Annotated in this window: 19 protein-coding genes and 3 pseudogenes; 7 read left to right on the top strand and 15 right to left on the bottom strand. The window is 59.4% G+C overall.

The annotated features are described in order from the left end of the window. The 3 genes and pseudogenes from IVA92_RS01300 to IVA92_RS01290 all read right to left on the bottom strand — a co-directional run. A partial coding sequence (locus tag IVA92_RS01300) for a transposase DNA-binding-containing protein (RefSeq protein ID WP_276577424.1) occupies nucleotides 1-228 on the bottom strand: 228 nt, incomplete at its 3' end. A gap of 153 nt (nucleotides 229-381) precedes the next feature. After that, nucleotides 382-774 (bottom strand): annotated as a pseudogene (locus tag IVA92_RS01295) (transposase); the annotation flags it as partial. A 1,587-nt stretch (nucleotides 775-2,361) separates the two neighbouring features. Further along, nucleotides 2,362-3,288 carry a LysR family transcriptional regulator gene (locus IVA92_RS01290; protein WP_247277780.1) on the bottom strand — a complete coding sequence of 309 codons (927 nt, stop codon included), beginning with the start codon at nucleotides 3,286-3,288 and terminating at the stop codon, nucleotides 2,362-2,364. Between the two features lie 107 nt (nucleotides 3,289-3,395). Between IVA92_RS01290 and IVA92_RS01285 the strand changes: the two genes are divergently transcribed. Further along, entirely contained in the window at nucleotides 3,396-4,376 is a 981-nt protein-coding gene (locus tag IVA92_RS01285; RefSeq protein ID WP_247277779.1) for a tripartite tricarboxylate transporter substrate-binding protein, read from the top strand. After that, the gene (locus IVA92_RS01280; RefSeq protein ID WP_247277778.1) at nucleotides 4,373-5,245 is read left to right on the top strand and encodes a methyltransferase domain-containing protein; all 873 of its coding nucleotides are present in this window, start codon (nucleotides 4,373-4,375) and stop codon (nucleotides 5,243-5,245) included. The genes IVA92_RS01285 and IVA92_RS01280 overlap by 4 nt, the downstream gene beginning before the upstream one ends. A 156-nt stretch (nucleotides 5,246-5,401) precedes the next feature. Here IVA92_RS01280 and IVA92_RS01275 read toward each other — a convergent pair whose 3' ends face one another. Beyond that, nucleotides 5,402-5,797, bottom strand: coding sequence for a hypothetical protein (locus tag IVA92_RS01275; RefSeq protein ID WP_247277777.1), 396 nt, complete (start codon nucleotides 5,795-5,797; stop codon nucleotides 5,402-5,404). A gap of 937 nt (nucleotides 5,798-6,734) precedes the next feature. Between IVA92_RS01275 and IVA92_RS01270 the strand changes: the two genes are divergently transcribed. Continuing rightward, complete coding sequence (locus tag IVA92_RS01270) at nucleotides 6,735-8,702, top strand: PAS domain-containing sensor histidine kinase (protein ID WP_247277776.1); 1,968 nt, start codon at nucleotides 6,735-6,737, stop codon at nucleotides 8,700-8,702. 498 nt (nucleotides 8,703-9,200) lie between these two features. Here IVA92_RS01270 and IVA92_RS01265 read toward each other — a convergent pair whose 3' ends face one another. From IVA92_RS01265 to IVA92_RS01245, 5 genes are all read right to left on the bottom strand, one after another. Continuing rightward, nucleotides 9,201-9,431: a hypothetical protein gene (locus IVA92_RS01265; protein WP_247277775.1), complete on the bottom strand. Its 231-nt coding sequence runs from the start codon at nucleotides 9,429-9,431 to the stop codon at nucleotides 9,201-9,203. Nucleotides 9,432-10,280: 849 nt separating this feature from the next. Then, nucleotides 10,281-10,598 (bottom strand): NUDIX hydrolase, encoded by a 318-nt coding sequence (locus IVA92_RS01260; protein ID WP_346015581.1) that lies wholly within the window; start codon nucleotides 10,596-10,598, stop codon nucleotides 10,281-10,283. Nucleotides 10,599-10,774: 176 nt separating this feature from the next. After that, nucleotides 10,775-11,296, bottom strand: a complete 522-nt coding sequence (locus IVA92_RS01255; RefSeq protein WP_247277774.1) for a 4Fe-4S dicluster domain-containing protein — start codon at nucleotides 11,294-11,296, stop codon at nucleotides 10,775-10,777. 279 nt (nucleotides 11,297-11,575) lie between these two features. Continuing rightward, the gene (locus tag IVA92_RS01250) at nucleotides 11,576-11,740 is read right to left on the bottom strand and encodes a hypothetical protein (RefSeq protein ID WP_247277773.1); all 165 of its coding nucleotides are present in this window, start codon (nucleotides 11,738-11,740) and stop codon (nucleotides 11,576-11,578) included. Continuing rightward, a complete protein-coding gene (locus IVA92_RS01245) occupies nucleotides 11,712-12,218 on the bottom strand; it encodes a DUF2243 domain-containing protein (protein ID WP_247277772.1) in 507 nt (168 codons plus the stop codon). Before IVA92_RS01245 ends, IVA92_RS01250 begins: the two co-directional genes overlap by 29 nt. A 290-nt stretch (nucleotides 12,219-12,508) precedes the next feature. On the opposite strand from IVA92_RS01245, the gene IVA92_RS01240 reads away from it, so the two are divergent. Together IVA92_RS01240 and IVA92_RS01235 are read left to right on the top strand one after the other, a co-directional pair. Beyond that, on the top strand, nucleotides 12,509-12,724 hold the full coding sequence (locus tag IVA92_RS01240) for a hypothetical protein (protein WP_247277771.1): 216 nt from the start codon (nucleotides 12,509-12,511) through the stop codon (nucleotides 12,722-12,724). A gap of 482 nt (nucleotides 12,725-13,206) precedes the next feature. Then, the gene (locus IVA92_RS01235; protein ID WP_247277770.1) at nucleotides 13,207-13,389 is read left to right on the top strand and encodes a hypothetical protein; all 183 of its coding nucleotides are present in this window, start codon (nucleotides 13,207-13,209) and stop codon (nucleotides 13,387-13,389) included. 572 nt (nucleotides 13,390-13,961) lie between these two features. Here the strand turns inward: IVA92_RS01235 and IVA92_RS01230 are convergent. The 5 genes from IVA92_RS01230 to IVA92_RS01210 form a co-directional block, all read right to left on the bottom strand. Next, complete coding sequence (locus IVA92_RS01230) at nucleotides 13,962-14,150, bottom strand: hypothetical protein (RefSeq protein WP_249797103.1); 189 nt, start codon at nucleotides 14,148-14,150, stop codon at nucleotides 13,962-13,964. A gap of 734 nt (nucleotides 14,151-14,884) precedes the next feature. Next, nucleotides 14,885-15,481 (bottom strand): DUF1236 domain-containing protein, encoded by a 597-nt coding sequence (locus IVA92_RS01225; RefSeq protein ID WP_247277769.1) that lies wholly within the window; start codon nucleotides 15,479-15,481, stop codon nucleotides 14,885-14,887. Between the two features lie 128 nt (nucleotides 15,482-15,609). After that, entirely contained in the window at nucleotides 15,610-16,551 is a 942-nt protein-coding gene (locus tag IVA92_RS01220; RefSeq protein WP_247277768.1) for a TIGR03885 family FMN-dependent LLM class oxidoreductase, read from the bottom strand. A 99-nt stretch (nucleotides 16,552-16,650) separates the two neighbouring features. Beyond that, entirely contained in the window at nucleotides 16,651-16,908 is a 258-nt protein-coding gene (locus IVA92_RS01215) for a DUF2934 domain-containing protein (RefSeq protein WP_247277767.1), read from the bottom strand. Between the two features lie 11 nt (nucleotides 16,909-16,919). After that, nucleotides 16,920-17,279 (bottom strand): hypothetical protein, encoded by a 360-nt coding sequence (locus tag IVA92_RS01210; protein ID WP_247277766.1) that lies wholly within the window; start codon nucleotides 17,277-17,279, stop codon nucleotides 16,920-16,922. A gap of 199 nt (nucleotides 17,280-17,478) precedes the next feature. Between IVA92_RS01210 and IVA92_RS01205 the strand changes: the two genes are divergently transcribed. Both IVA92_RS01205 and IVA92_RS01200 read left to right on the top strand, forming a co-directional pair. Then, a complete protein-coding gene (locus IVA92_RS01205; RefSeq protein ID WP_247277765.1) occupies nucleotides 17,479-17,736 on the top strand; it encodes a DUF1488 family protein in 258 nt (85 codons plus the stop codon). Nucleotides 17,737-17,830: 94 nt separating this feature from the next. Continuing rightward, nucleotides 17,831-18,838 (top strand): annotated as a pseudogene (locus IVA92_RS01200) (IS110 family transposase). A gap of 363 nt (nucleotides 18,839-19,201) precedes the next feature. Here the strand turns inward: IVA92_RS01200 and IVA92_RS01195 are convergent. Further along, a pseudogene (locus IVA92_RS01195) lies at nucleotides 19,202-19,607 on the bottom strand (hypothetical protein); the annotation flags it as partial.

Raw genomic sequence — 19,607 nt, 5'->3', positions numbered from 1 at the left:
AGATTGAAAGTGGCCGGCCAGAATGTCCGCCTCACTGACCCGGTCGTTGGAGAAAAAACGATACGCAGCCTTGGTATTGGCCCAGTCCTGGCACACCAGCGGAATGCTTTCTCCCATGGCGCTCCCGATCTGCGCTACCAGTTTGCGGAGCCGCTTATTCAGGCGCTCGTCGGCAAGGTTGCAGCCAGCGAGCTCGCGATCAAACCATGCGTCGGCTTTTTCGTCCATTGGCACCGCCCCCTGCGAATCGGTGCCAGACAAGGAATCACGGTCGATTCCTGCGATGCAATAGTTGGTGCGCTCCCTCAGCCCCCTCGGCTAAATGTGGGTAATTGAAAGCCGGTGAGGGCCGCGGGATGATCGCGCGGTGCGGTGGCCCTATCAGGCCGCAGACTGAACAGGGCTGTTCTTCCATTCCCAACAGCAGCTCATTGAGCCGACGTTGCGGGTGCTGGCGATGCGGGCCAAGACGTCCGCCAGCCGGACTTGCGGATCGATGTCGTTGAGCTTTGCCGTCATGATCGGCGTCGCCATGATGGCGGCGCGGTCAGCGCCGCGTTCTGAGCCGGCGAACAGCCAGGACTTGCAGCCGAGAGCAAAGCCGCGCAACGCGCGTTTCGCCGCATTATTTGTCAGGCAGATCCGCCCTTCATTGACGAAGCGAGTGAACCGATCCTGGCGGCGCGGCATGTAGTCGACTGGCTTCGTGACCGATGAGGAGTTCGATAGCCGAGCACGCTGCTCGCGCAGCCACGCTTCCAGCACCGCCAGCAGCGGGCAGCCAAGCGCCATCATCAGAATGAGCGCGCCAAGTCCATTCTCCGGAGCATCGACCTGCACCTCACGACGGACCTGGCGCTGGCCGAGACGTGGCAGCTTCTCAAAGCGCAGTTTAGCAGCGAGCGGGCGGAAGTGTTCTGGGAACGGCCTGCGCGACAGCGGAGTTCGTATGCATCGTCGGCGCTGAGATGCGGCTTCCTAGATAGAGGCAAGGTTCGCTGACGAGAGCTTTTCCTTCGTCGACCGGACCAGTTTTGCGCTCGTGGAGCGCTTGGGGATCACCCGAGTAGCAACGTTCAACCCGGACTTCGAAGTCTACCGGCCCCGCCGCGGGGCAAGCGGCCCTTCATAGCGAAGTCTTCATTGCGCTCGGACAAGCTTTTCTTTGAACGCCGGCCGGTTCACTTGAGCCAAGACGGCGAGCGCCAGACGGTCTGCCCCTACATCCTGGGCCCCGCCGCTGGCGAGGAGCGCGCCATTCACGCTCCTGTAGAGGCAAGTTCGAGCACAAAGCGTTCGGCCCAAGCCACGTGGATCTACCCTTAGGTTGGTGATGATCGAGCAGGTTCGTCTCGCGGACAGCCCTGGATCGAGCAAGACTATCCGGGACCGGTGCAAAGATGTGCAGGTGCACTTGGAGGCGCCCGCCGACCTACGGCGGGAGCTGATGTCGCTGCCGGGACGCTGGCGTTGGTGCGATCGCCCCTGGCTTTGCGATGCTCAAAAAAGCAAGCGCGCTTCACACATTGATCCGCCAACGTCATCCTACGCCATCATGCGCAGGGCATGCCCCTACCGCGGAGAGAACCATGGACCCGGCAAGGATGTGAGGAGAGTCTTGACCGCAGGCCCGGAATTAGAGAGCTGCCGTTCGGAACGAGAGGTGAATGTCGCGTATCGGAAGGACAACAGACCATTGCCGGGCGGTGATCCCACGGCAGAGGTTGACCCATAGCGCTCTACCGCCGCTTGCGCACCTGGGTAAGACAGCACACCCAGACCCGCTATTGTCACTTCAAGGATTAGCCAAGCGAAGAGACGTATAGGTTGCTGCCACCTGGAATTCCCCGCCAGCCCAACACCAGCTTTCCACCAAAATTGACAAGGGAAGGAGCAGCTGCGCTTCCGACGCTGGCAACAGCGGTTTGCCCCGAGTACTGACCGCTGCTGAACACTGAGAACCACAGGTCATCGCCTCCAGGAAACCCTTTCCAAGCGAGTACAATCTCGTTTCCCCGCACCGTCGCTGACGGCGAGTCACTGGTACCGATGGCGATCGGAGACCTAGTGGCAAGCGCTGGCCTCAAGTTCGTCGATCGGGGACCCGCTGAGCTTAAGGGGCTCGCCGAGCCAATGCGCCTATTCGCAGCCGTCACCTGAATAAGTTCCGGCGATTCCGCGTCAAAAAGCTGAGACGCTATCGCCGATGTTCACTTGTGGCCCATCAGAGAAGTGAGGGCGCCGCTCCTTGAGGTCCGCTGAATGAGACATGGCGGGCTCGATTTGCTCACGTTGAGTTCTCGCATTTTGGCCGGAGGCGGACCTTCGTAGGCGCGTAGTGTTTAGGCCATGCATCAACTATCAGGGAGCGAAGTCTTTCGCTTCTTTCCGGACAAAGTTGATGAACTGCTTAACGACTGCAGATTGGTCACCCCGGCGCGAAGCAAGCTTGAGCGCTGCCTTTGGCCGAATCGGACCTTTGATCGCGCGATACACTACGCCCTCCATGTTCATGCGTTGGAGCGACGACGGAACAAACGTAATGCCGAGACCCGCTCCGACCAGACTTAGCGTCGAAGTAATACGAGGCGCCAACTGTGTGGATGCACCAAGATTGCCCATGCGTGGACTGAACCCCGCGGCCTGGCACGCGGCAATGGTCGAATCGTACATTCCGGTCCCCGGAGGTCCGTAGAGAATGAATGTCTCGCTGGCCAATCGTTCGACAGAAATCGTCGTTTCGGGTTTGCTTTGAGCAAGGATGTGCGCGCTGGGCAACGCAACGACCATGAGCTCCTCCAGCAGAAAGGTTACGACAAGACCGTGCCCATCGCCTGAATTGGCACGTATGAATGCGACATCCATTTGTTCGTTCCGCAAACGGTCCACGGACGCGTTGCTGAGACATTCCTCCAATGTGAGGGACACCATTGGACAGGCCGCCCTGAACGCTCGAATGGCGCGTGGTACCAATGGATGAAAAGGCGTCGTGGATGTGACGCCGACGCAGAGTCGGCCCTGTTCGCCCCGCGACGCCCGCCGGGTGGTCTCGAATGCTCTATCCAGATGTTTGAGCGTAGCACGTGCTTCTTCCAGGAATGCGCGCCCAGCATCGGTCAACTCGACTCCTCGGGCCTTGCGAAGAAATAGTTGCACGTCCAGCTCCAGCTCGATTGCCTTGATCTGCTGGCTCAGGGGCGGTTGCTGCATGCCGAGACGCTCAGCAGCCCGCGTGATGTGCAATTCCTCGGCTACGGCGATGAAGTAGCGCAGATGCCTCAGTTCCATTTCCATATCCATTAGATATGAATCTTGTTAGATGCATATTATGGCTCGGACTGGCAGGGAGGCCTAGTCTTCAGGGGGAGCGAAGACAGCACAAGTGGGGTCCTCACATGAGACTGAACCGCCGCCGTTTTCTGACCGCTTCCTCTTCGATCGTTGGGCTCGCAGCCTTGCCGCGCACGGCGTTCTCGCAGCAATATCCGGCCCGGCCTGTACGCATCATCGTCCCGTTTGCCGCCGGAGGTCCAAATGACTTGGCGGCGCGCATTATCGCGCAAGGATTATCCGATCAACTCGGTAAGCAGTTCTACGTCGAGAATATCGGTGGTGCTGGAGGCAACATTGGAGCAGGACAGGCCGCGAAAGCGGCGGCCGACGGCTATACGATTTTTGTGGCTTCACCCAGCTATGTCGTGAACCCAACGCTTTTCACGAGCGTTCCTTATGATGTCCAGAGGAGCTTTGATGCCGTGACGCTCGTGGCAACCGCGCCTACAGTGCTGACGGTCCACCCGTCAGTTCAGGCGAAGACGGTCAAGGAGTTAATTACACTGATCAAGAGCAGCCCGGGCAAATTTAGCTATGCCTCTCCCGGAACAGGCACTCCACCGCATCTGTTGGGTGAACTGTTTCGGCTTTCCCTCCAGCTCGATATCGTGCACGTCCCGTTCAACAGCGGCGGCGCTGCGATCGGAGCGACGCTCGCCGGTCACACCCCTGTCTCGTTTGGCGCGCTTCCGCCTGCCATACAACACGTCAAGGACGGCAAGCTGCGTGCCCTTGCCCTTACCAGCACGACCAGATCACAGGCGCTGCCGGAAATCCCTAGTATCGCGGAGGCCGGTTACCCGGACATCGCGGCCGACATCTGGACGGCTCTCCTCGTTCCGGCCGGGACGCCGAAAGAGTTGACCAGCTTGCTTCAGCGCGAGATCGCGAAGCTGATGGCGCAACCGGACGTAAAGGACAGGCTTGCTTCGTCCGGATATGAGCCGGTGGCGAATACGCCAGATGAATGTGCCGCGCGCATGGCCGCTGAATACGAAAAATGGGGTAAAGTCATTCGAGCGGCGGGCATTAAGGCATCATGACGTTCAATCCGGCGGAGTCGACCGCAGTGGACAAGACCTCAGATCGATCGAATGTTTCCGCTCACTACGCGCGAAGCGGCCTGACTCATGCGATCGAGAACGGTGTCGTTCGAATGGGAAAAGCGATCGATACTGTCACCATCGGCGAGCTTGCAGCAGTGGACGAGTTCCATATTGGTGGCCGCAGGGCGACCGAACAGCTTATGCAACAGCTTGGCATCGACGCAAGCGATCACGTACTCGATGTCGGTTGCGGACTGGGTGGGCCGGCGCGATTTGTAGCCGACCGCTACCAGTGCCGGGTTAGCGGCGTCGATCTGACACTGGATTATGTCGAGACGGGCAATCGCCTGTGCGAATGGGTGGGGCTGAGCGATCGCGTCAAGCTCTACCAGTCGACAGCTCTTTCGATGCCATTCGAACAATGGAATTTCAGCGCAGCCTATATGCTTCACGTCGGTATGAACATCGAAGACAAGGAACGCCTCTGCTTCGAAGTCGCGCGCGTTCTGCGGCCAGGAGCCCTGTTTGCGGTGTATGACGTCATGCGAATGGCCGATGGCCACCTGTCTTACCCCCTTCCATGGGCCACCACGCACGAATGCAGTGCGTTGGGCTCGCCGGAAAGCTACAAGCGGGCGCTGGAGCATACAGGATTTGAAATCCTGTCAGAACACAATCGAAGGGACTTTGCGCTCGCATACTTTGAGGACCTGAGATCACGCGCCTCGGCGGCCACCGATCCCGCGCCGCTAGGCCTACACACTCTGATGGGCGACAGACGGCAGGATCAGATCAAAAACATGATCGCAAGCATCTCGAAGGGGGTGATCGCGCCTGTGGAGTTGTTCGCGCGCAAGGCACGTTGAGAACCGGCAACGTGGAATAGCCACTCAGCAGCGGGGAACTTCGGCCTGTGGCCCTTCGACATTTTGTGCCGCCCCACGGCTCGGCCGTTGTAGGGGCAAAGCAGACATTCCTTCTCGCTTTAGCCGCGGTTTAGTTTTACAGGTACACGGTCTAGCCTAGAGAAGCTTGGCTTCCGCTTCTGCGTCCCAGTCCAGCTCCCAAAGCACCTCGGTATCTACCGCCGTTTCGGCAGTGAAGTGCTTCGCGTTCTCAGTCAGGAGTCTTCGGGCCGCCTCCTCTGCCTCAGGCTTTAATTCGCAACCCTCATGGAAGGTTGCGATCGTTTCACCGGTTCGTTGAATCGGATCCCATCGTAAGATCTCGACCACTGCGCACCAGACCCCCTCTTCCCGTGCGCCGGCGAACTTGGATTCGTGATAGCGCTCAGCCGCCTCGGCAATGCCGACCCACAGCGGTCCATCTGACTCGATCTTGGCGTTCTCACGTGCCTCGAACTCAACTCCCTTCAAAGCAGGCTCACTAAGCCATCGCAGCTTGTTGTCGATTTCCAATTCAAGCCTAGTCCTGTTTTCTCCGATCGCCTCCTTTGCCTCGTACGTCACTTTAGGAGGCTTATGAGCGGCCCCCTTTGCCCGAGCGATGCTGGGCCTGCCTGCCTACGCCGCCAGATATCATCCGCAAGCGCGTCGAGTTCTTCTTGAGAGAGCGTCCATCGGTTTTCCCGTTCCCACTTCTCGCGATTGAGCTTAGGGGTGAGATCAACGATTTTCGTCTGGGGCTTCCTAAGTGCCTCCTCTAGGGCCATGCCCGTTTCGAGCGCGGCAAAGCCGGGAGCCAAAAGATCCTTATGGACTTGTCCATTCTCGTCGAACGTTAGATAGCTTCCTTGGGTCCTCTCGATGCGAACCGGTTTCTTTCCTCGTTCTCCAGGATTGCGTCAGCGACCTTTTGCTCGTCCCAGCGTACTGCGGCATAGCGTCTGTGCCGCGGATCAGGCCCATCATCACTCGCAGCGAGATCGCTTGAAGTCCATCTTCAGCGAAGAGGTAGAAGCGGACTTGAAAGCCCCATAGGACCTGTCCCTCAATGATCCCGCATGCTTCCGCACGTCATCGAAATGGGCAATGGCCAAGGCGGCGGAAATCTCCGAGGGAGCTATGCCCTACCCTCCCCCTGTGGCGTCTGGAGCTCGTTCTTGATGGCTGCGATCTTGTCTTGCATCTGATCGACCGGCAGTAGAGCGTCTGATCGCTTCAGGGCTACTGCTAAGCGCCGGCGGTGCATCCTCAGGTCCTCGCCTGATTGATGATCCTTGGTTCCCATCCACATATCTCGATTTGACATAGCCACACTCCACCAAACACCGGCTTGCAGTGGGTGGCCGCTCCTGGACGGCTCTAAAATTCTTGGAACCTCGATGCGCATCGTGGCATTAGAATAGGTTCCAGACCCGCTCGAGGTTTGGGCTCTCCCTCACAAAGCCGAGCCATGAAGAACGCCCCGGTCGAGAACAACCGCACCCTCGAATTGCTGATCAATTCCATTGTCGACTACGCGATTTTTATGCTCGACACCAAGGGTTACGTTAAAACCTGGAACACGGGAGCCGAGCGTCTCAAAGGGTATTCGCCCGAAGAGATCATCGGAAAGCCGTTTTCGATTTTCTACACGCCCGAGGATCGCGAATCGGGTCTCCCGCAGAAAGCACTGGCAACCGCGCGGGAAACCGGTCGCTTTGCGTCTGAAGGGTGCCGAGTTCGAAAGGATGGCACGCGCTTTTGGGCGCTCGTCGTCCTAGACGCGATTCGTGACGAGGAAGGCAGGCTGATTGGCTTTGCAAAAGTGACCCGTGACATCACCGAACGACAGAGGGCCCACGACGATCTACTGGAGAGTGAACGACGATATCGCCGGCTCGTTGAAGCCGTTGTTGATTATGCCATCTTTCAACTCGACACGTCCGGCCATGTAGCGACCTGGAATTCTGGTGCTCAGCGCATTAAGGGGTATGCTCCCGAGGAGATCATCGGCCGGCATTTCAGCGCATTTTACACGCCGGAGGATTTGCAGAACGAGGTGCCAAAGATGGCACTGGCGCAAGCAGCTCAGCAGGGACGGTTCGAGGCGGAAGGCTGGCGTATGCGCAAGGATGGCACGCGCTTTTGGGCCTCCGTTGTGATCGACCGAATCACAGATGAGAGAGGCGAAGTCCTCGGCTTCGCCAAAGTCACTCGTGATCTCACCGAACGTAAGCAGGCTCAGGACGAACTAAAGCACGTCCAGGAACAGCTTCTTGCCTCTCAGAAGCTGGAAGCAATCGGGCAACTCAGCGGTGGCATCGCACACGATTTCAATAACCTCCTAATGATTGTCCTTGGAAATATCGAGACTGCGGAGCGAAACAGTCGCCACGTTGGTAGCGCAAATCTCCATCGCGCGCTGGCCAATGCGAAACGGGGAGCACAACGAGCGGCGGCATTGACCAGCCGCTTGCTCGCCTTCTCGCGACGGCAGGCGCTGGATCCAAAGCCCATCAATTTGAACAATTTCCTGAACGGGCTGCAGGACTTTCTGCAGCGCACACTGGGCGAACGCGTCGAGCTTCAGACCGTTGGAGGCGCAGGGCTTTGGCAGATTGAAGTGGACGTCAATCACCTCGAGTCGGCGATTGTGAATCTGGCGATCAATGCCCGCGATGCGATGCCGAATGGTGGAAAGCTGACGGTCGAGGCCGCAAACGTCTCAGCGGATGAGGATTATGCTCGCGCAAACCCGGAAGTCGCCGTTGGACAGTACGTCGTCATTTGCGTCAGCGATACTGGCAGTGGCATGAGCCAAGAGGTCTTGGAGCACGCTTTCGAGCCATTTTTTACGACCAAGGAGCCCGGACAGGGCACTGGACTTGGTCTGAGCCAAGTCTATGGCTTCGTCAAGCAATCTGGCGGGAATGTGAAAATCTATAGCGAGGTTGGCGAAGGGACGAGCATCCGAATGTATTTCCCCCGGTATCATGGCGTTGTGCACCCTGCTCCGGACGATGGTAGCGACCTCGTGGCAGAAGGCGAGGCGACAGAGACAATCCTCGTCGTTGAGGACGATGCCGATCTCAGGACTTATGTTTCGGACGTGCTGCGGGACCTCAATTATCGTGTTTTATCAGCGGGTAGCGCCCAAGCTGCACTGACCATCCTGTTGCAGGAAGAGCATCAGGTGGATCTGCTACTAACAGACGTCGTTATGCCCGGGATAAACGGTCGCGAGCTGGGTCGACGGGCCCAACAGATAAGACCCCATCTTCATATCTTGTACATGACAGGGTACTCTCGAAACGCAGTGGTTCACCAGGGGCGGCTGGACGAAGGTGTCGATCTCCTGGAGAAGCCAATTACTCAGGCCAAGCTCGCACTCAAAGTCCGTGAGATGTTGGATCGCTGTAGCTCTAAGTCTCTAAGGTGAGGCCAGACTACCTGGGCATCAAGCGTACGAGCTTCGTCCGGTTCGTGCCATTTCGCTCAACCTGCTTACGGTAGCCGTCATTTAAATTTTTAAGGACTACCCTCGCCTAAAAAGCGAATTTTGAGGGTGTCCCCGGAGAGCGCAACAGTAAGTTGGGGGCGTCCAATGAGTACCCGCGGTCGAGCAGTCATTCCCGCTGCTGCTATTCGCAAACGTCTTCAGAGCATCGTTGCTGCGCTCACTGACTTGGGGGAAATCCAAGCCCGAGTTCTCGCGGCTGAGCAGACCGAAAAGCCGACCAGGCCCAAGCAGAAAAGAATGCCTCGACGCCGAGCCAAGCCCACCGGCAGGAAGCGCTAGCGTCACTCCAAGAACACTCCTCGATAGCAAGTGAGTTCGTCAGTACCAGTGTCGACCTGTGTGCTGGAATTGGACGTCGCTGCCGCAAGGCAAGGATCTGCTGGCGGTAGCCGGAGCAGGCACCGTGGCCCCTTCGCTTCAGCAGCTGGGCAGCCGCTGAAACCGAGCAAAATCCTTCTGATCCTCAACGGAAAGGGTTTCTGGTGGACTGGGCGGGGGGAGCCCATATTCCCTTGCCCGCCTGGCCGCGAGCTTGCGATACGCGCCGGCTTGTTGAAGCAACTGCGATTTGAATGCCGAAACGGGTTCGCTGGCCGCCAGCTTTTCAAGTTGGACGGCCCTCTCGAGATATTCGGTTAACAGCTTCATGAGGTATCACACGCCGTTTTTCGCTACCACTTGTCTTACTGCAGCGGGAGGTGCCGAGCCCGGGGCCGCCAGCCAGTCATTGATGTGCACGGCAGCCTCAGGTTGCCTGACCCGCTTCATCAACAGCTCTCGCTGAGTACCGGGTGGCAGCTGTTCGGCGGCTGCCCGCAACTTGGCAGCCTCCTCACTGAGGCGCTGCTTAAACGAGCTTGTGGGCTTAATGCTGCGATGCATGGTTACCTCGGAATACATTGGTCCGCTTTGGCAGCCTTGACCAACGATCAACGCTCATCTTAGGTTCCTTTCCAGGAACAGGAATTTCTTTGCCGCCCGCTGTCCGAATGCGTGAGGTCTAACCTGGAGGTTGTACTGGAAGTCTCTGCCGGAAAGTGCCAAACGGCCAACCACGACGTCAGAAAATTGTCTCATCGAAAGAATTTCGCCGCTTTTGCGAACGCCTGGAGACCGGCGGCACGGAGTTCGGCAAGCGTATGCTGCCCGGATTCCGCCGCTTCCAAAAGCTGTTCTTCGCGTAGGGCTTGTGCAGGACATCGAAGGCGGTCTCGGGATTGCGGTCGTAATTCGTCGTATAGATGATCGGAAAATCGAGTTCGACGATGATCCGGTGCAGCTGGCGATCTTCTCCGGATCGACGCGCCAATTGCGATCGAGCCAACTGCGGAGCGGGCCGATGCCCCCGCGCTTCGGCCGGTAATATTCAGCGAGCATTTAATAGCCGCCACGCAGTTCGTCGGCGACGTCCCGTTCGAGATGGAGATCGTCCAGGAGATGCTCGATCAAGGACTGCCAGGAAGGCAATCCGCGTGCTTGCGGAAGCCCGCCTGCCGCTCAACGGCGAGGGCGCACCTTTGTTGGTCGCGCTGCAAAGCGGGCAATCAGCCGCCGAAGCTCCGCTTTGTGCACCAGACGCGCTGCGGGTTCAGCGGTGACCCAGATCGCGGCTCGCGCTCGCCCTTCTCCGGGCCACCAGCGCTCCTGGCCGTGCACCTTCATCGGGAAGACGGCAACGTCTATGGTCCGCTTGCGGTCGCCCTTCCGCTTGCGGTGCTTGAATCTGCCCATCGCGCGTGTCGCGATGTCGCCTACGAGGCCCGCCTCCTCGTAATCCTCGAGCGCCGCCGTGTGATGCGGCTTCTTGCTGCGCATCGGGGACCCCTTCGGGACACTCCATCGGCGCTTGCGCCTCGTCGTAATCAGCATCACGCGCAGCTCGGTTGTCCAGACGAAACGGTAAGGCAGCGAACTGCTTCTTTCCCATCAGCTCCTCCAATTCGGAGTTTGATAAGCGAACGCCGCAGCCATGGTTCCTGTCAGCGCGGCGCTCAGAACTTACGTTCGACCATCTTGAGGCGCAGGGCGGCGATGGCTTCTCCGGGATTGAGGCCTTTGGGACAGGCCTTCGCACAATTGAGGATGGGGTGGCAGCGATAGAATCCTGAAGGGGTCTTCGAGCATGTCGAGCCGCTCGCCCGTCGCTTCGTCCCGGCTGTCGTTGATCCAGCGCGCGGCTGAATCAGGGCGGCCGGCCTCAGAAAGCGCTCGGAATCCCACCAGTAGCTCGGGCACGATGTCGAGCAGCAGGCGCAGAGAATGCACTCGTACAGCCCATCGAGCTTTGCCCGGTGCTCGTGGCTTTGCCGCCATTCCTTCTGGGGCTCGGGCGAACGGGTCTGCAGCCATGGCTCGACCAGGGCAAGCTGCGCATAGAAGTTCGTGAGATCAGGGACCAGATCCTTCCCCACCGGCTGGTGCGGCAAGGGCAACACGCGGAGCGGCTCACCCTGCGGAAGATCCTCGCTCATGGACTTGGTGCAGGCCAGCGTGTTCTGGCCGGCGATGTTCATCGAGCAGGAGGCGCACACGCCCTCGCGGCAGGATCGCCTGAACCGTCAAGGTCGAGTCGACGTTGTTCTTGACCAGATCAGGCCATCCAGCACCATCGGTCCGCAATCGCCCTGATCCACGAAGTAGGTGTCGAGTCGGGGATTGCGGCCGTCGTCGGGATTCCAGCGATAGACGTGAAATTCACGCAGGCGCGGGCCGCCCGGCTTTGGCCAGACCTTTCCCTGCTCGATGCGGGAATGTCTCGGAAAGACTGAACTCGACTATGCTCTTCTCCTCCGTCAAACCGGCCCGAAGCAGCGCAACTGCAGGAGTTCATCTACTGACAGACCGAACAGGACGACGCGAAACGCCGGTGCTGTTGCGAGCACCAGCAGCAGCAAAAAGATGCCGTAGACGAAGGCCGGCGGCGTGCTTCTAACGAGCCTGCAGGCCGCCTTGCGCATGCGCTCTCTCCGCTCCCGCACGCGCCATGGCTGCGCCCATCACGGCCATCGCAGCTCCCCACAGCAGGAAGCCGAGATCCCAGAAGATGCGCTGGCCTTCGGGCACCGTCTCATTCACCTGATGCAGCCGGAGGACCTGGTGGTCGACCACGCCCTCGACCAGGTTGAAGATACCCCATCCGAGCAGGATCACGCCGAGACAGTGCCAGCGAGACCATTGCAGCTCGCTCCTGCGTGCCCGCCGCCACAGCAAATAAAGAGCAGCAAGCACCGCGACATAGGTGGCGCTGTGGAAGAGGCCGTCCCAGGTCGTGTTCAGCTTGATGTTGTCGATGGAGTTGAGTGGGTACCAGCCGCTTAACATATGATGCCATTGCAGCAGCTGGTGGAAGACAATGCCGTCGAAGAATCCGCCAAGACCAAGTCCGAGAAGGACGCCTGCGGACGTCGGAAAGCTGTTCGGTTGACTGTCTTGCATGTGGTGAACTCGTGCGCGGCTCGGCACTTTGGATGCCACAACAAGCCATTCCTCACACGGGCGTTCCTATGATGACAGCTGTCTCGCCTAGGTTGTGCTTGCAATTGCAGCGCTAATTTATCGGAACTAAACCTGCGTTAATCATCGCGGCATTCGTTGATACGATTGCGCACTGCTTCCGGCATTCCTTCACCGATAGGAACGTTCGCCACGGCGATGCGTCTGTCGTCCAAACGTTGGAGATGCCTGAGTATTTTCTCCGAGGAACAAGGAAATTGAGAGAGGCCGCCATGGCATACGCCCTGTTCAAGGACGGGGAAAAGCTGAGCCGGACGTTTTCGACGAAGGAGGAGACGCTGGAGAAGGCGGACCAGGCCGGGCTGGTCGAACACGCTGACGGCCAGCCGGTGCTCGAGGACGATCTGAAGATCAAGTCTTGCTCTGCCGATCCCCAACCGCAGGACGAGGCGGATCTCGACTGGACGCCGGACAAGCCGGCGTCCTGATCATCCCTTGGATCATGCTCTAGCATCCCTTCCAGATGCTCTTGAAATTCCGATCAACCTCTGAATTCTGCGAACTCTCCAAGCGGATTTGGGCATCGCCCTGCATCGACGGACCGGGCGTGACCGTCCCATCGATCCGGCCAATGTTGGTGCCGCCCGCCGGCGTGCCGCGCGTCCGACGGTTGTCGATCCCTGCGGACCACCACCACCGCTCAATTGGGCCCGTTCCGGCGGCATTGGTTCCGGGAGCGGTCGTGGCTCCTGATGAGCTGCCCGAGCTGCTTGCTCCTGCACCGCCGCCCGAGCTGCTCTGTGCCGATGCTGGACCGCCGGAAGGAGCAATGAGATTCCCGGCGGCCGTTCCTGGGCCTACAGCTGCAGCGCCGATGTGAACAGACGGAACCCCCCATTTCGATTCGGGTTGATCCGCATCGCTGAAGCGCCGCGGCAACCAACATTTTACAAACCCGAGAGGTGAACTGATGCCCAAGGCCGTTGAAAACGATCCAAGAGAGACGCCGCTCGACGATCCGCGGCAGCAGACCGACACGCCAACTCACCGGCAGACCGACAAACCCTGGCAAGGCAATCCGGAGAAAGAGCAGATCGATCCGAAGCGGCCGCCGGTTGACCTGGAGAAATGGCAGAAATCGAACACGCACTAACGCGGTCTACCGGGAGCGCTGCCCTGAGCCGAACGTTTTTGAGGCAGAAACGTTGGCGAAGCTGACTGGCCCAGACTGAAACAGAAGGTGGGTCGGGCTGCCCCTTGAGCCTCGACCGAGATTCTTGGGCACTAGATATGCTCCAGCAAGGCTGCTCGACAAATTGGCCTGTTCGCACCACTCTGCACCTGCGGACTATCCGGTCCGTTGAGTACACCTCTGGCGCATCAAGCCGCTTGTGCCGATGACCCGTCAGAAGTGACAGGCACTGAGCACTAGCATGACGGGTAGCGAAGAGCCCAGGAATGCAAAGTACACGGCGACGTCCCTCTGGTTGTCGCTTAACGGGAATAAGCGTTCCGCATCGTTCCAATCTCCCTTGTGCCGCCAACATCTTGGCGCGTACTGGTGTTCCTCTGCCACATAGCTCCCGGTCTAGGGACCGGAAGCCTTTCCTGGCACGAGGGGGACATCACCCTGACGGGCCGTGACCTTTGTCATCGCTTCCGGGAGAGCCCGCGAGAATTCCCGTTCAGTTCAGTGATCGAGGTCTGTGCCGAAGCCAATGAGTGCTAACGCTGCTCACGTAGATGCCGATCGATGTCGATCGCTCGATCTGCATTGTAGGCGCGCTTCAGCAACGAGTTGCGTTCCTCTCCTGGAGGCTGGTGGTCTGCCTGTTCTCGCAAATTTGTCGCGAACTGCGCCAGCCGCGCTTCGAGAGAGTCTGTTTGCTTGAATCGTCTCCTGCGCTTGATCATGGTGAGCTCCCTTTGACGTTCGGGAGTTATATCTCCAGACAAATGCAAGCTGCAGGAACATAAGTTAATGGTGCGCGCGAAGTATTTCTGGCGGGCCGCATCAAATGATACGGCGGCCGAGTGGCTGGGGTACTAGAGTCAATGCCCGGTAGATATTCCACGATTCATGGAAGATGATCAGAAAAGCATCCATCCGGCCCACCTAACCGGATCGTTTCATTGCAACCGAAGCGGTAACAAACACACGATAATCTAGAAATGCCTCCGGACGGCCACGTGGGCGGCTGATGGTCACGTGCTTGGCCCCCCGCGGCAGCAATCTGGCTCGCTTCACGGGCGAGTGGGCGGCGTCATCGCACGACCGCGAGCCATGTGGCGGTGGCAGTGGCGGCAGCGATCGCTGTTCCGAAAGTCATAAGAGCATGATCGACCGGCAACGACCTGACCATTGCGTGGTGGGTCCCGATCGACGAGGTATCGGTATGTCCGGGAAGCCGTACGATTCCTTTTCCCTCCGGTCATAGCGTGCATCTTGGAGCTGTTGTCGGAGCCCTGGCTTGGGCTTACCTCGGAAAACGAAGTACATCTATGCGGTCGTGGAGCGCTCGCCGCGACCAGAATAGCGGTCCTGGCGGATTGGCCCACGGACGTCCTGGCCGGATGGCCGCTGCCGGCAGAGATCGAGAAGTCAATCCGGCAACTATCTGTCTAATCAGTCCAGCGCAAAAGCGGGTTCAGTGCACATTGGCGATGATGGCGGCCACGCGCCGGGAGTGCTGGTCGACAATCACAAGGCTTTTGCCCGCGATCAGATACTGGTCTCCCCAGAAACCATTCAGCACTTGAGTTGCTTCCGGCGGTAGGTCGGCGACGGCCGTCTGCCGAGGAATGGACGTCCCGATCATCATCTCGAAGTTGGGACGATCCATGGCCGGCGCTTGCGCCGACGAGAAGATCGCGCGGAGCTGTTCGCGTTGCTGGTCGCTGAGGTTCGGTGGGCCGGCAGTTTGCCGGATTTCACGGGCTCGACGGCCGGTCGAGTCTTCGTTTCGAGCCGGATCTTCCTTCGCAGCCGTGCTGATCGCCTCCCGCTGGGTCGGAACTCCGGTCCCAACTGTGGTGGTGGGCGCGCTGTTATCGGCTCCTGACGTCGGACGTCCCACATAGTCGGTGGCGCCGAACATCTGGGGTGCGACAAACCACAGCGCAAAGCCCACGAAAACAACCGCGGCGATAGAGCATCCCCACATCATCAGTCTGCGGGTGCCTTCTCTTTCTTCGTTTCGGGGAAGATTTGCGACCATGGCGAGCGTCTCCGCTTTCTTTCCCAACCGGAGCATCGATCTACCGTTCCTAAGTCGCTGCTCTGGGGTCGCCTCCGGGACGCAGAGCTCAGGTGGCGCCGACACCATCGGTTGGAACGTTCGGCTCTCGCGCGCGCTGATGAAAAGCAGTCGGGCTACTCGCAGCGCCGACAGGAGAATGCGATGCAACGACCTTCAGAACCCAAGCTACAATCGATTCCGGATGAACGCGTCGAACAGGCAGCTGAACATCCAGCAGGACCGTACGCCAGATCTGCCGACACCAGGACTGATTGGCGAATGTCCTCGCTCTTGACCAGGCGGCCTACGTTGTCGAAATCCTGTGGTCGACGAAGGTCCCAGTTCACCTCTCCGCCGACAGCATTGGATGCCCATTGGTGCAGGGCCTCGGCTGCCGCTTCTTCTTCCGTCGGAGCCCAGGACAGCGCCATTTGCAGGATAATGGGCTTCCCGTCCCCGCCTCCTCGACGGAAAGCCTCGATTACCCTGGTAAGTTGCTCCGGCTTCGCCTGAACGGTGATGAGAGCGCCGGCCCAGCCGCCCAGCCACTCTGCCGTCTTCTCCGTCACGGCCGCGCCCACCAGCGTGACCGGCTCCTCCGGGCGGGTATAGAGCTTTGCTTCAACGACGCTCACCCGGCCGCGATGTGTAACAGTCTCACCTGCTAGGAGCGCCCTGATGATATGAACGCATTCGAGCAGGCGTGCATTGCGCTCCTGCTTCTCGGGCCATGGAATGCCGGTGATGGATTCGTTGATCGCCTCGCCGCTCCCGAGAGCTAGCCAGATGCGACCCGGATACATCTGCCCGAGCGTCGCGGCACCCTGTGCGACCACCGCAGGATGATAGCGATAACCGGGTGCCGTGATGATCCCGAACGGGAGGTTAGTCGCTTCCAGTGCTGCACCCAGCCAGGACCATGCGAAGCCCGATTGCCCCTGTCGCTCGCTCCAGGGATGGAAATGATCGGACGACATAGCGCACTCGAAGCCGGCCTCCTCTGCCAGCTTGGTCCATCGGAGCAGATCGGCCGGTGCAAACTGCTCGTGCGAAACGTGATATCCGAAGCGCGCCATTGTCTGAACCGTTTAGTCTCCCAACGATGTGAGAGAGGGAGCCTGCTCGCGCCAAAAGGCATGCAACGCCCGCCCGGCCCTGAGCGCGCCTCTCTGCTGCTACTCGCGGGCGAGTTCGCCGGGAAGATGCTGCTCCCCCTGGTCGGCGAGAGTTGGAAACTCGCCTTGGTTCACTAAGGCCTCCACCGGCTCGACGGTTTCGGTTGTGACCGGTTTTTGCATATGAGGCTTCGCGTCCTCAAACGCGATTGCCATTCGCGCCAGCTCCCAATGCGCTTCGGCTTTTCCTTCTGGTTGCCCCTGATCCAGCCACATACGATGGGCCCGCTCGCGTATTCTCCGCTCCAGATCGGTCATGTGCTTCCGCTTCAAATGATTTTGACAATCGTATCGGCGCGGTCGAACACCGGATCGTCAGAGCCCTCACGGTCAGACTCCTCGACGTCGGTTTCGTCCTCGGCCGCCACGCGAACGGCTTCCTCCGTCTCGCTCAACCCGTCGGTCGTCTCGTTTGCGCCCATGCCTGGCTGATGCCGGCCGGTCACCTCGCTCCTCGGCCGCGCGCCGATGGGCTTGTCCACGTCTGCGGCGGAAGGCGAAGCCGAATCAGCGCCAAGATCATCTTCTCGACCTGTAATTCCGGGGAGCAGGACTTGATCTGATCCCTCAACTTGTGAGGTGTTGGCGTATTGAGATCCAAACGGCGAATTGACTTCGTCACGATCCACGGCTGCCTCCTAGGTTATCTAACCAGATTAGCGCTCCGCGATCGTGATCGTTCCTATGCCTCGATCCCGTCTTCGTGGGCGCCCGCAAACCTAGGCGCTGGCCTTCCATTAGGCGGCGGAGGGACATCCTCAAGGGGTTGGAAAGGTAGGAACGAACAGCCCCATCTTTATTTGCTAGAGAGCAAGACCGGATTAAGACATGCCCCGATCCCCTAATCCTTCTGGCGAGTTTCAAGAGGCTGAGCCTGAAGGCGTCTTGTTCGCGATATTCAACGCCGATGATCGCGTCGTTTGCAAGGTCGACTGGTCGGCCTTGCGTGAACGAGCAGTTGCTGATGGCACCGATCCCGATAATGTAGCTGCCACCTTCAGGAAGCATCGGGCGACAATCGAGCACATAGCAAGCTCCCAATTTGACGCAGGCAAGGAGGCGCCGGTTGTGGGGCTGGGCATTTAACACCAGCACAATTCTGAATGAGCTAACTTCGTCGTCCGACGGCTCCTCCACGGGCACGAGAGTGCCAGGATTGGGCGATTCGGAGGAGCAGCCTATGCAGTCAATTTCGACGATCGGTCTGGATATCTCAAGTCGGTCTTTCAAGTGCATGGCGTCGATGCAGCCGGCCAGGTGGTGATCCGGCGCCAACTCAGGCGCCGTTTCATGCTGTCGTTTTTTGAGAAGTTGCCGCCATGCCTGGTGGGGATCGAGGCTTGCGCGTCATCCCACTATTGGTCCCGCGAACTGCAGGCGTTGGGGCATACGGTGCGGTTGATGCGTCCGGCCTATGTGAGGCCCTACGTCAAGCGGCAGAAGAACGACACCACGGACGCAGAGGCCATTTGCGAGGCGGTCACGAGACCCAACATGCGGTTCGTGCCGACCAAGACGGTCGAGCAACAGAGCTGTCTGATGCTTCATCGCGCGCGCCGTCTCTTTATCCGCCAGCAGACTGCCGTCATCAATTCAATCCGGGCCTATCTTGCCTAGTTCGGGATTGTCGCCCCGGTCGGTCGCCGAGGTGTCGAGCAATTGCTGGAAGTCGTCGCCGATACAGCTGACCGCCGGTTCCCGGAGGTGGACCGCGCGTGTCTTGAGGCTCTCGGCAATCAGTTGCGGGCACTGAAGGCCAAAATCCTGGAGTTCGACAGACGCATCATTGCCTGGCACAGATCAAGCGCGACGAGCAAAGCGATCCCTGGTGTCGGTCCGGCGCTGGTCGCGAGCGTTGCTGATGAAGGCCTTCCGATCAGGTTGGGACTTCTCGGCCTGGGTTGGACTCGTGCCGAAGCAGAACTCGAGCGGAGGCAAGGACAAGCTTGGCAGTATCAGCAAGCAGGGCGATCGCTATTTGCGCAACCTGTTCACAGCAGGCGCACTCGCCGTGATACGCTATGCCAAGATCCATGGAACGGGGCATCGACCCCGGCTCTCCGCATTGCTGGCGCGGCGAGCAACCAAGCTCGCCGCCATCGCGCTCGCCAACAAACTCGCCAGGATAGCCCGGGCGATGATGGCGAGGAACGAACGCTACAAGGAACCCGCCGCTCTCATGGCGTAAAACGAGATCACGCCGGACATGCCGGTGTGACGTAACGGTCGGAAGGGCGAACAGCACTTAATGCAGCGCCGATCGATCCGGCGATCAGGACAACCCACACGCGCCACGGCATCTTTGAATGCGTGCTTTTGATCGGGACCTGATCCGCGGAGGGCATTATGGCCAGCGGTCACGTGAACCGCGCAAACAGGCCGAACACATGGCCGCACCGACCAACGCCGCCAAGTGAAGATTCTCCTTGCCAACCCGGAGCCGTCCACACATGGCCCGTAGCCGAACAGCGGAAAGGCGGTGGCAACGTCACGTATCAAGGATAGACCGGACATGAGAACGCCTGCGTCCGAACGCCGTGACGCTAAGCAGTCATTCGTCTGGCGCTTGAGTTGACAGAGCCAGCTGGAAGACCAGCTGCTGGGCGCCATCGACCAGTTCTTGGACGACATCGCCTGCGGGCTTAATTGCATTTACTAGACCGACGCCCTGCCCCGCAAGAAAATCCATCGAGTCAAGATCGCCAGAGGCGTCCGGGGTCGGTGGAAAGCCCATGAAGCGCAAGAGTGGCGTCGCCCGCCCACCGATCTTGGTCTCGCCAATCTGCGGCTCATCGGCCCGCTGCTCACTGCCGCGCGCCTCATCTGGCAGCCAGCGCTCGACAAAGGGCGTGCGCAGGGTGCGATGAGGGGCATTGGGCCAGCCGTGACCGAAAAGCGTCGTCCGCACCGTGTAATCTTCCGCTGCATCGATAACCTTCTGTTTATAGACCGTATGC

The sequence above is a fragment of the Bradyrhizobium sp. 154 genome, assembly GCF_023073875.1.
Lineage (GTDB): Bacteria > Pseudomonadota > Alphaproteobacteria > Rhizobiales > Xanthobacteraceae > Bradyrhizobium.
The sequence above is the reverse complement of the archived record's forward strand: the minus strand, read 5'-3'. Positions and strand labels throughout refer to the sequence as shown.

Bases quoted from the DNA above. Each gene is read 5' to 3' on its own strand.
- IVA92_RS01290 (WP_247277780.1), bottom strand. From the start codon at position 3,288: ATGGAACTGAGGCATCTGCGCTACTTCATCGCCGTAGCCGAGGAATTG.
- IVA92_RS01285 (WP_247277779.1), top strand. From the start codon at position 3,396: ATGAGACTGAACCGCCGCCGTTTTCTGACCGCTTCCTCTTCGATCGTT.
- IVA92_RS01280 (WP_247277778.1), top strand. From the start codon at position 4,373: ATGACGTTCAATCCGGCGGAGTCGACCGCAGTGGACAAGACCTCAGAT.
- IVA92_RS01270 (WP_247277776.1), top strand. From the start codon at position 6,735: ATGAAGAACGCCCCGGTCGAGAACAACCGCACCCTCGAATTGCTGATC.
- IVA92_RS01265 (WP_247277775.1), bottom strand. From the start codon at position 9,431: ATGAAGCTGTTAACCGAATATCTCGAGAGGGCCGTCCAACTTGAAAAG.
- IVA92_RS01260 (WP_346015581.1), bottom strand. From the start codon at position 10,598: ATGCGCAGCAAGAAGCCGCATCACACGGCGGCGCTCGAGGATTACGAG.
- IVA92_RS01255 (WP_247277774.1), bottom strand. From the start codon at position 11,296: ATGAACATCGCCGGCCAGAACACGCTGGCCTGCACCAAGTCCATGAGC.
- IVA92_RS01250 (WP_247277773.1), bottom strand. From the start codon at position 11,740: ATGCGCAAGGCGGCCTGCAGGCTCGTTAGAAGCACGCCGCCGGCCTTC.
- IVA92_RS01245 (WP_247277772.1), bottom strand. From the start codon at position 12,218: ATGCAAGACAGTCAACCGAACAGCTTTCCGACGTCCGCAGGCGTCCTT.
- IVA92_RS01240 (WP_247277771.1), top strand. From the start codon at position 12,509: ATGGCATACGCCCTGTTCAAGGACGGGGAAAAGCTGAGCCGGACGTTT.
- IVA92_RS01235 (WP_247277770.1), top strand. From the start codon at position 13,207: ATGCCCAAGGCCGTTGAAAACGATCCAAGAGAGACGCCGCTCGACGAT.
- IVA92_RS01230 (WP_249797103.1), bottom strand. From the start codon at position 14,150: ATGATCAAGCGCAGGAGACGATTCAAGCAAACAGACTCTCTCGAAGCG.
- IVA92_RS01220 (WP_247277768.1), bottom strand. From the start codon at position 16,551: ATGGCGCGCTTCGGATATCACGTTTCGCACGAGCAGTTTGCACCGGCC.
- IVA92_RS01215 (WP_247277767.1), bottom strand. From the start codon at position 16,908: ATGACCGATCTGGAGCGGAGAATACGCGAGCGGGCCCATCGTATGTGG.
- IVA92_RS01205 (WP_247277765.1), top strand. From the start codon at position 17,479: ATGCCCCGATCCCCTAATCCTTCTGGCGAGTTTCAAGAGGCTGAGCCT.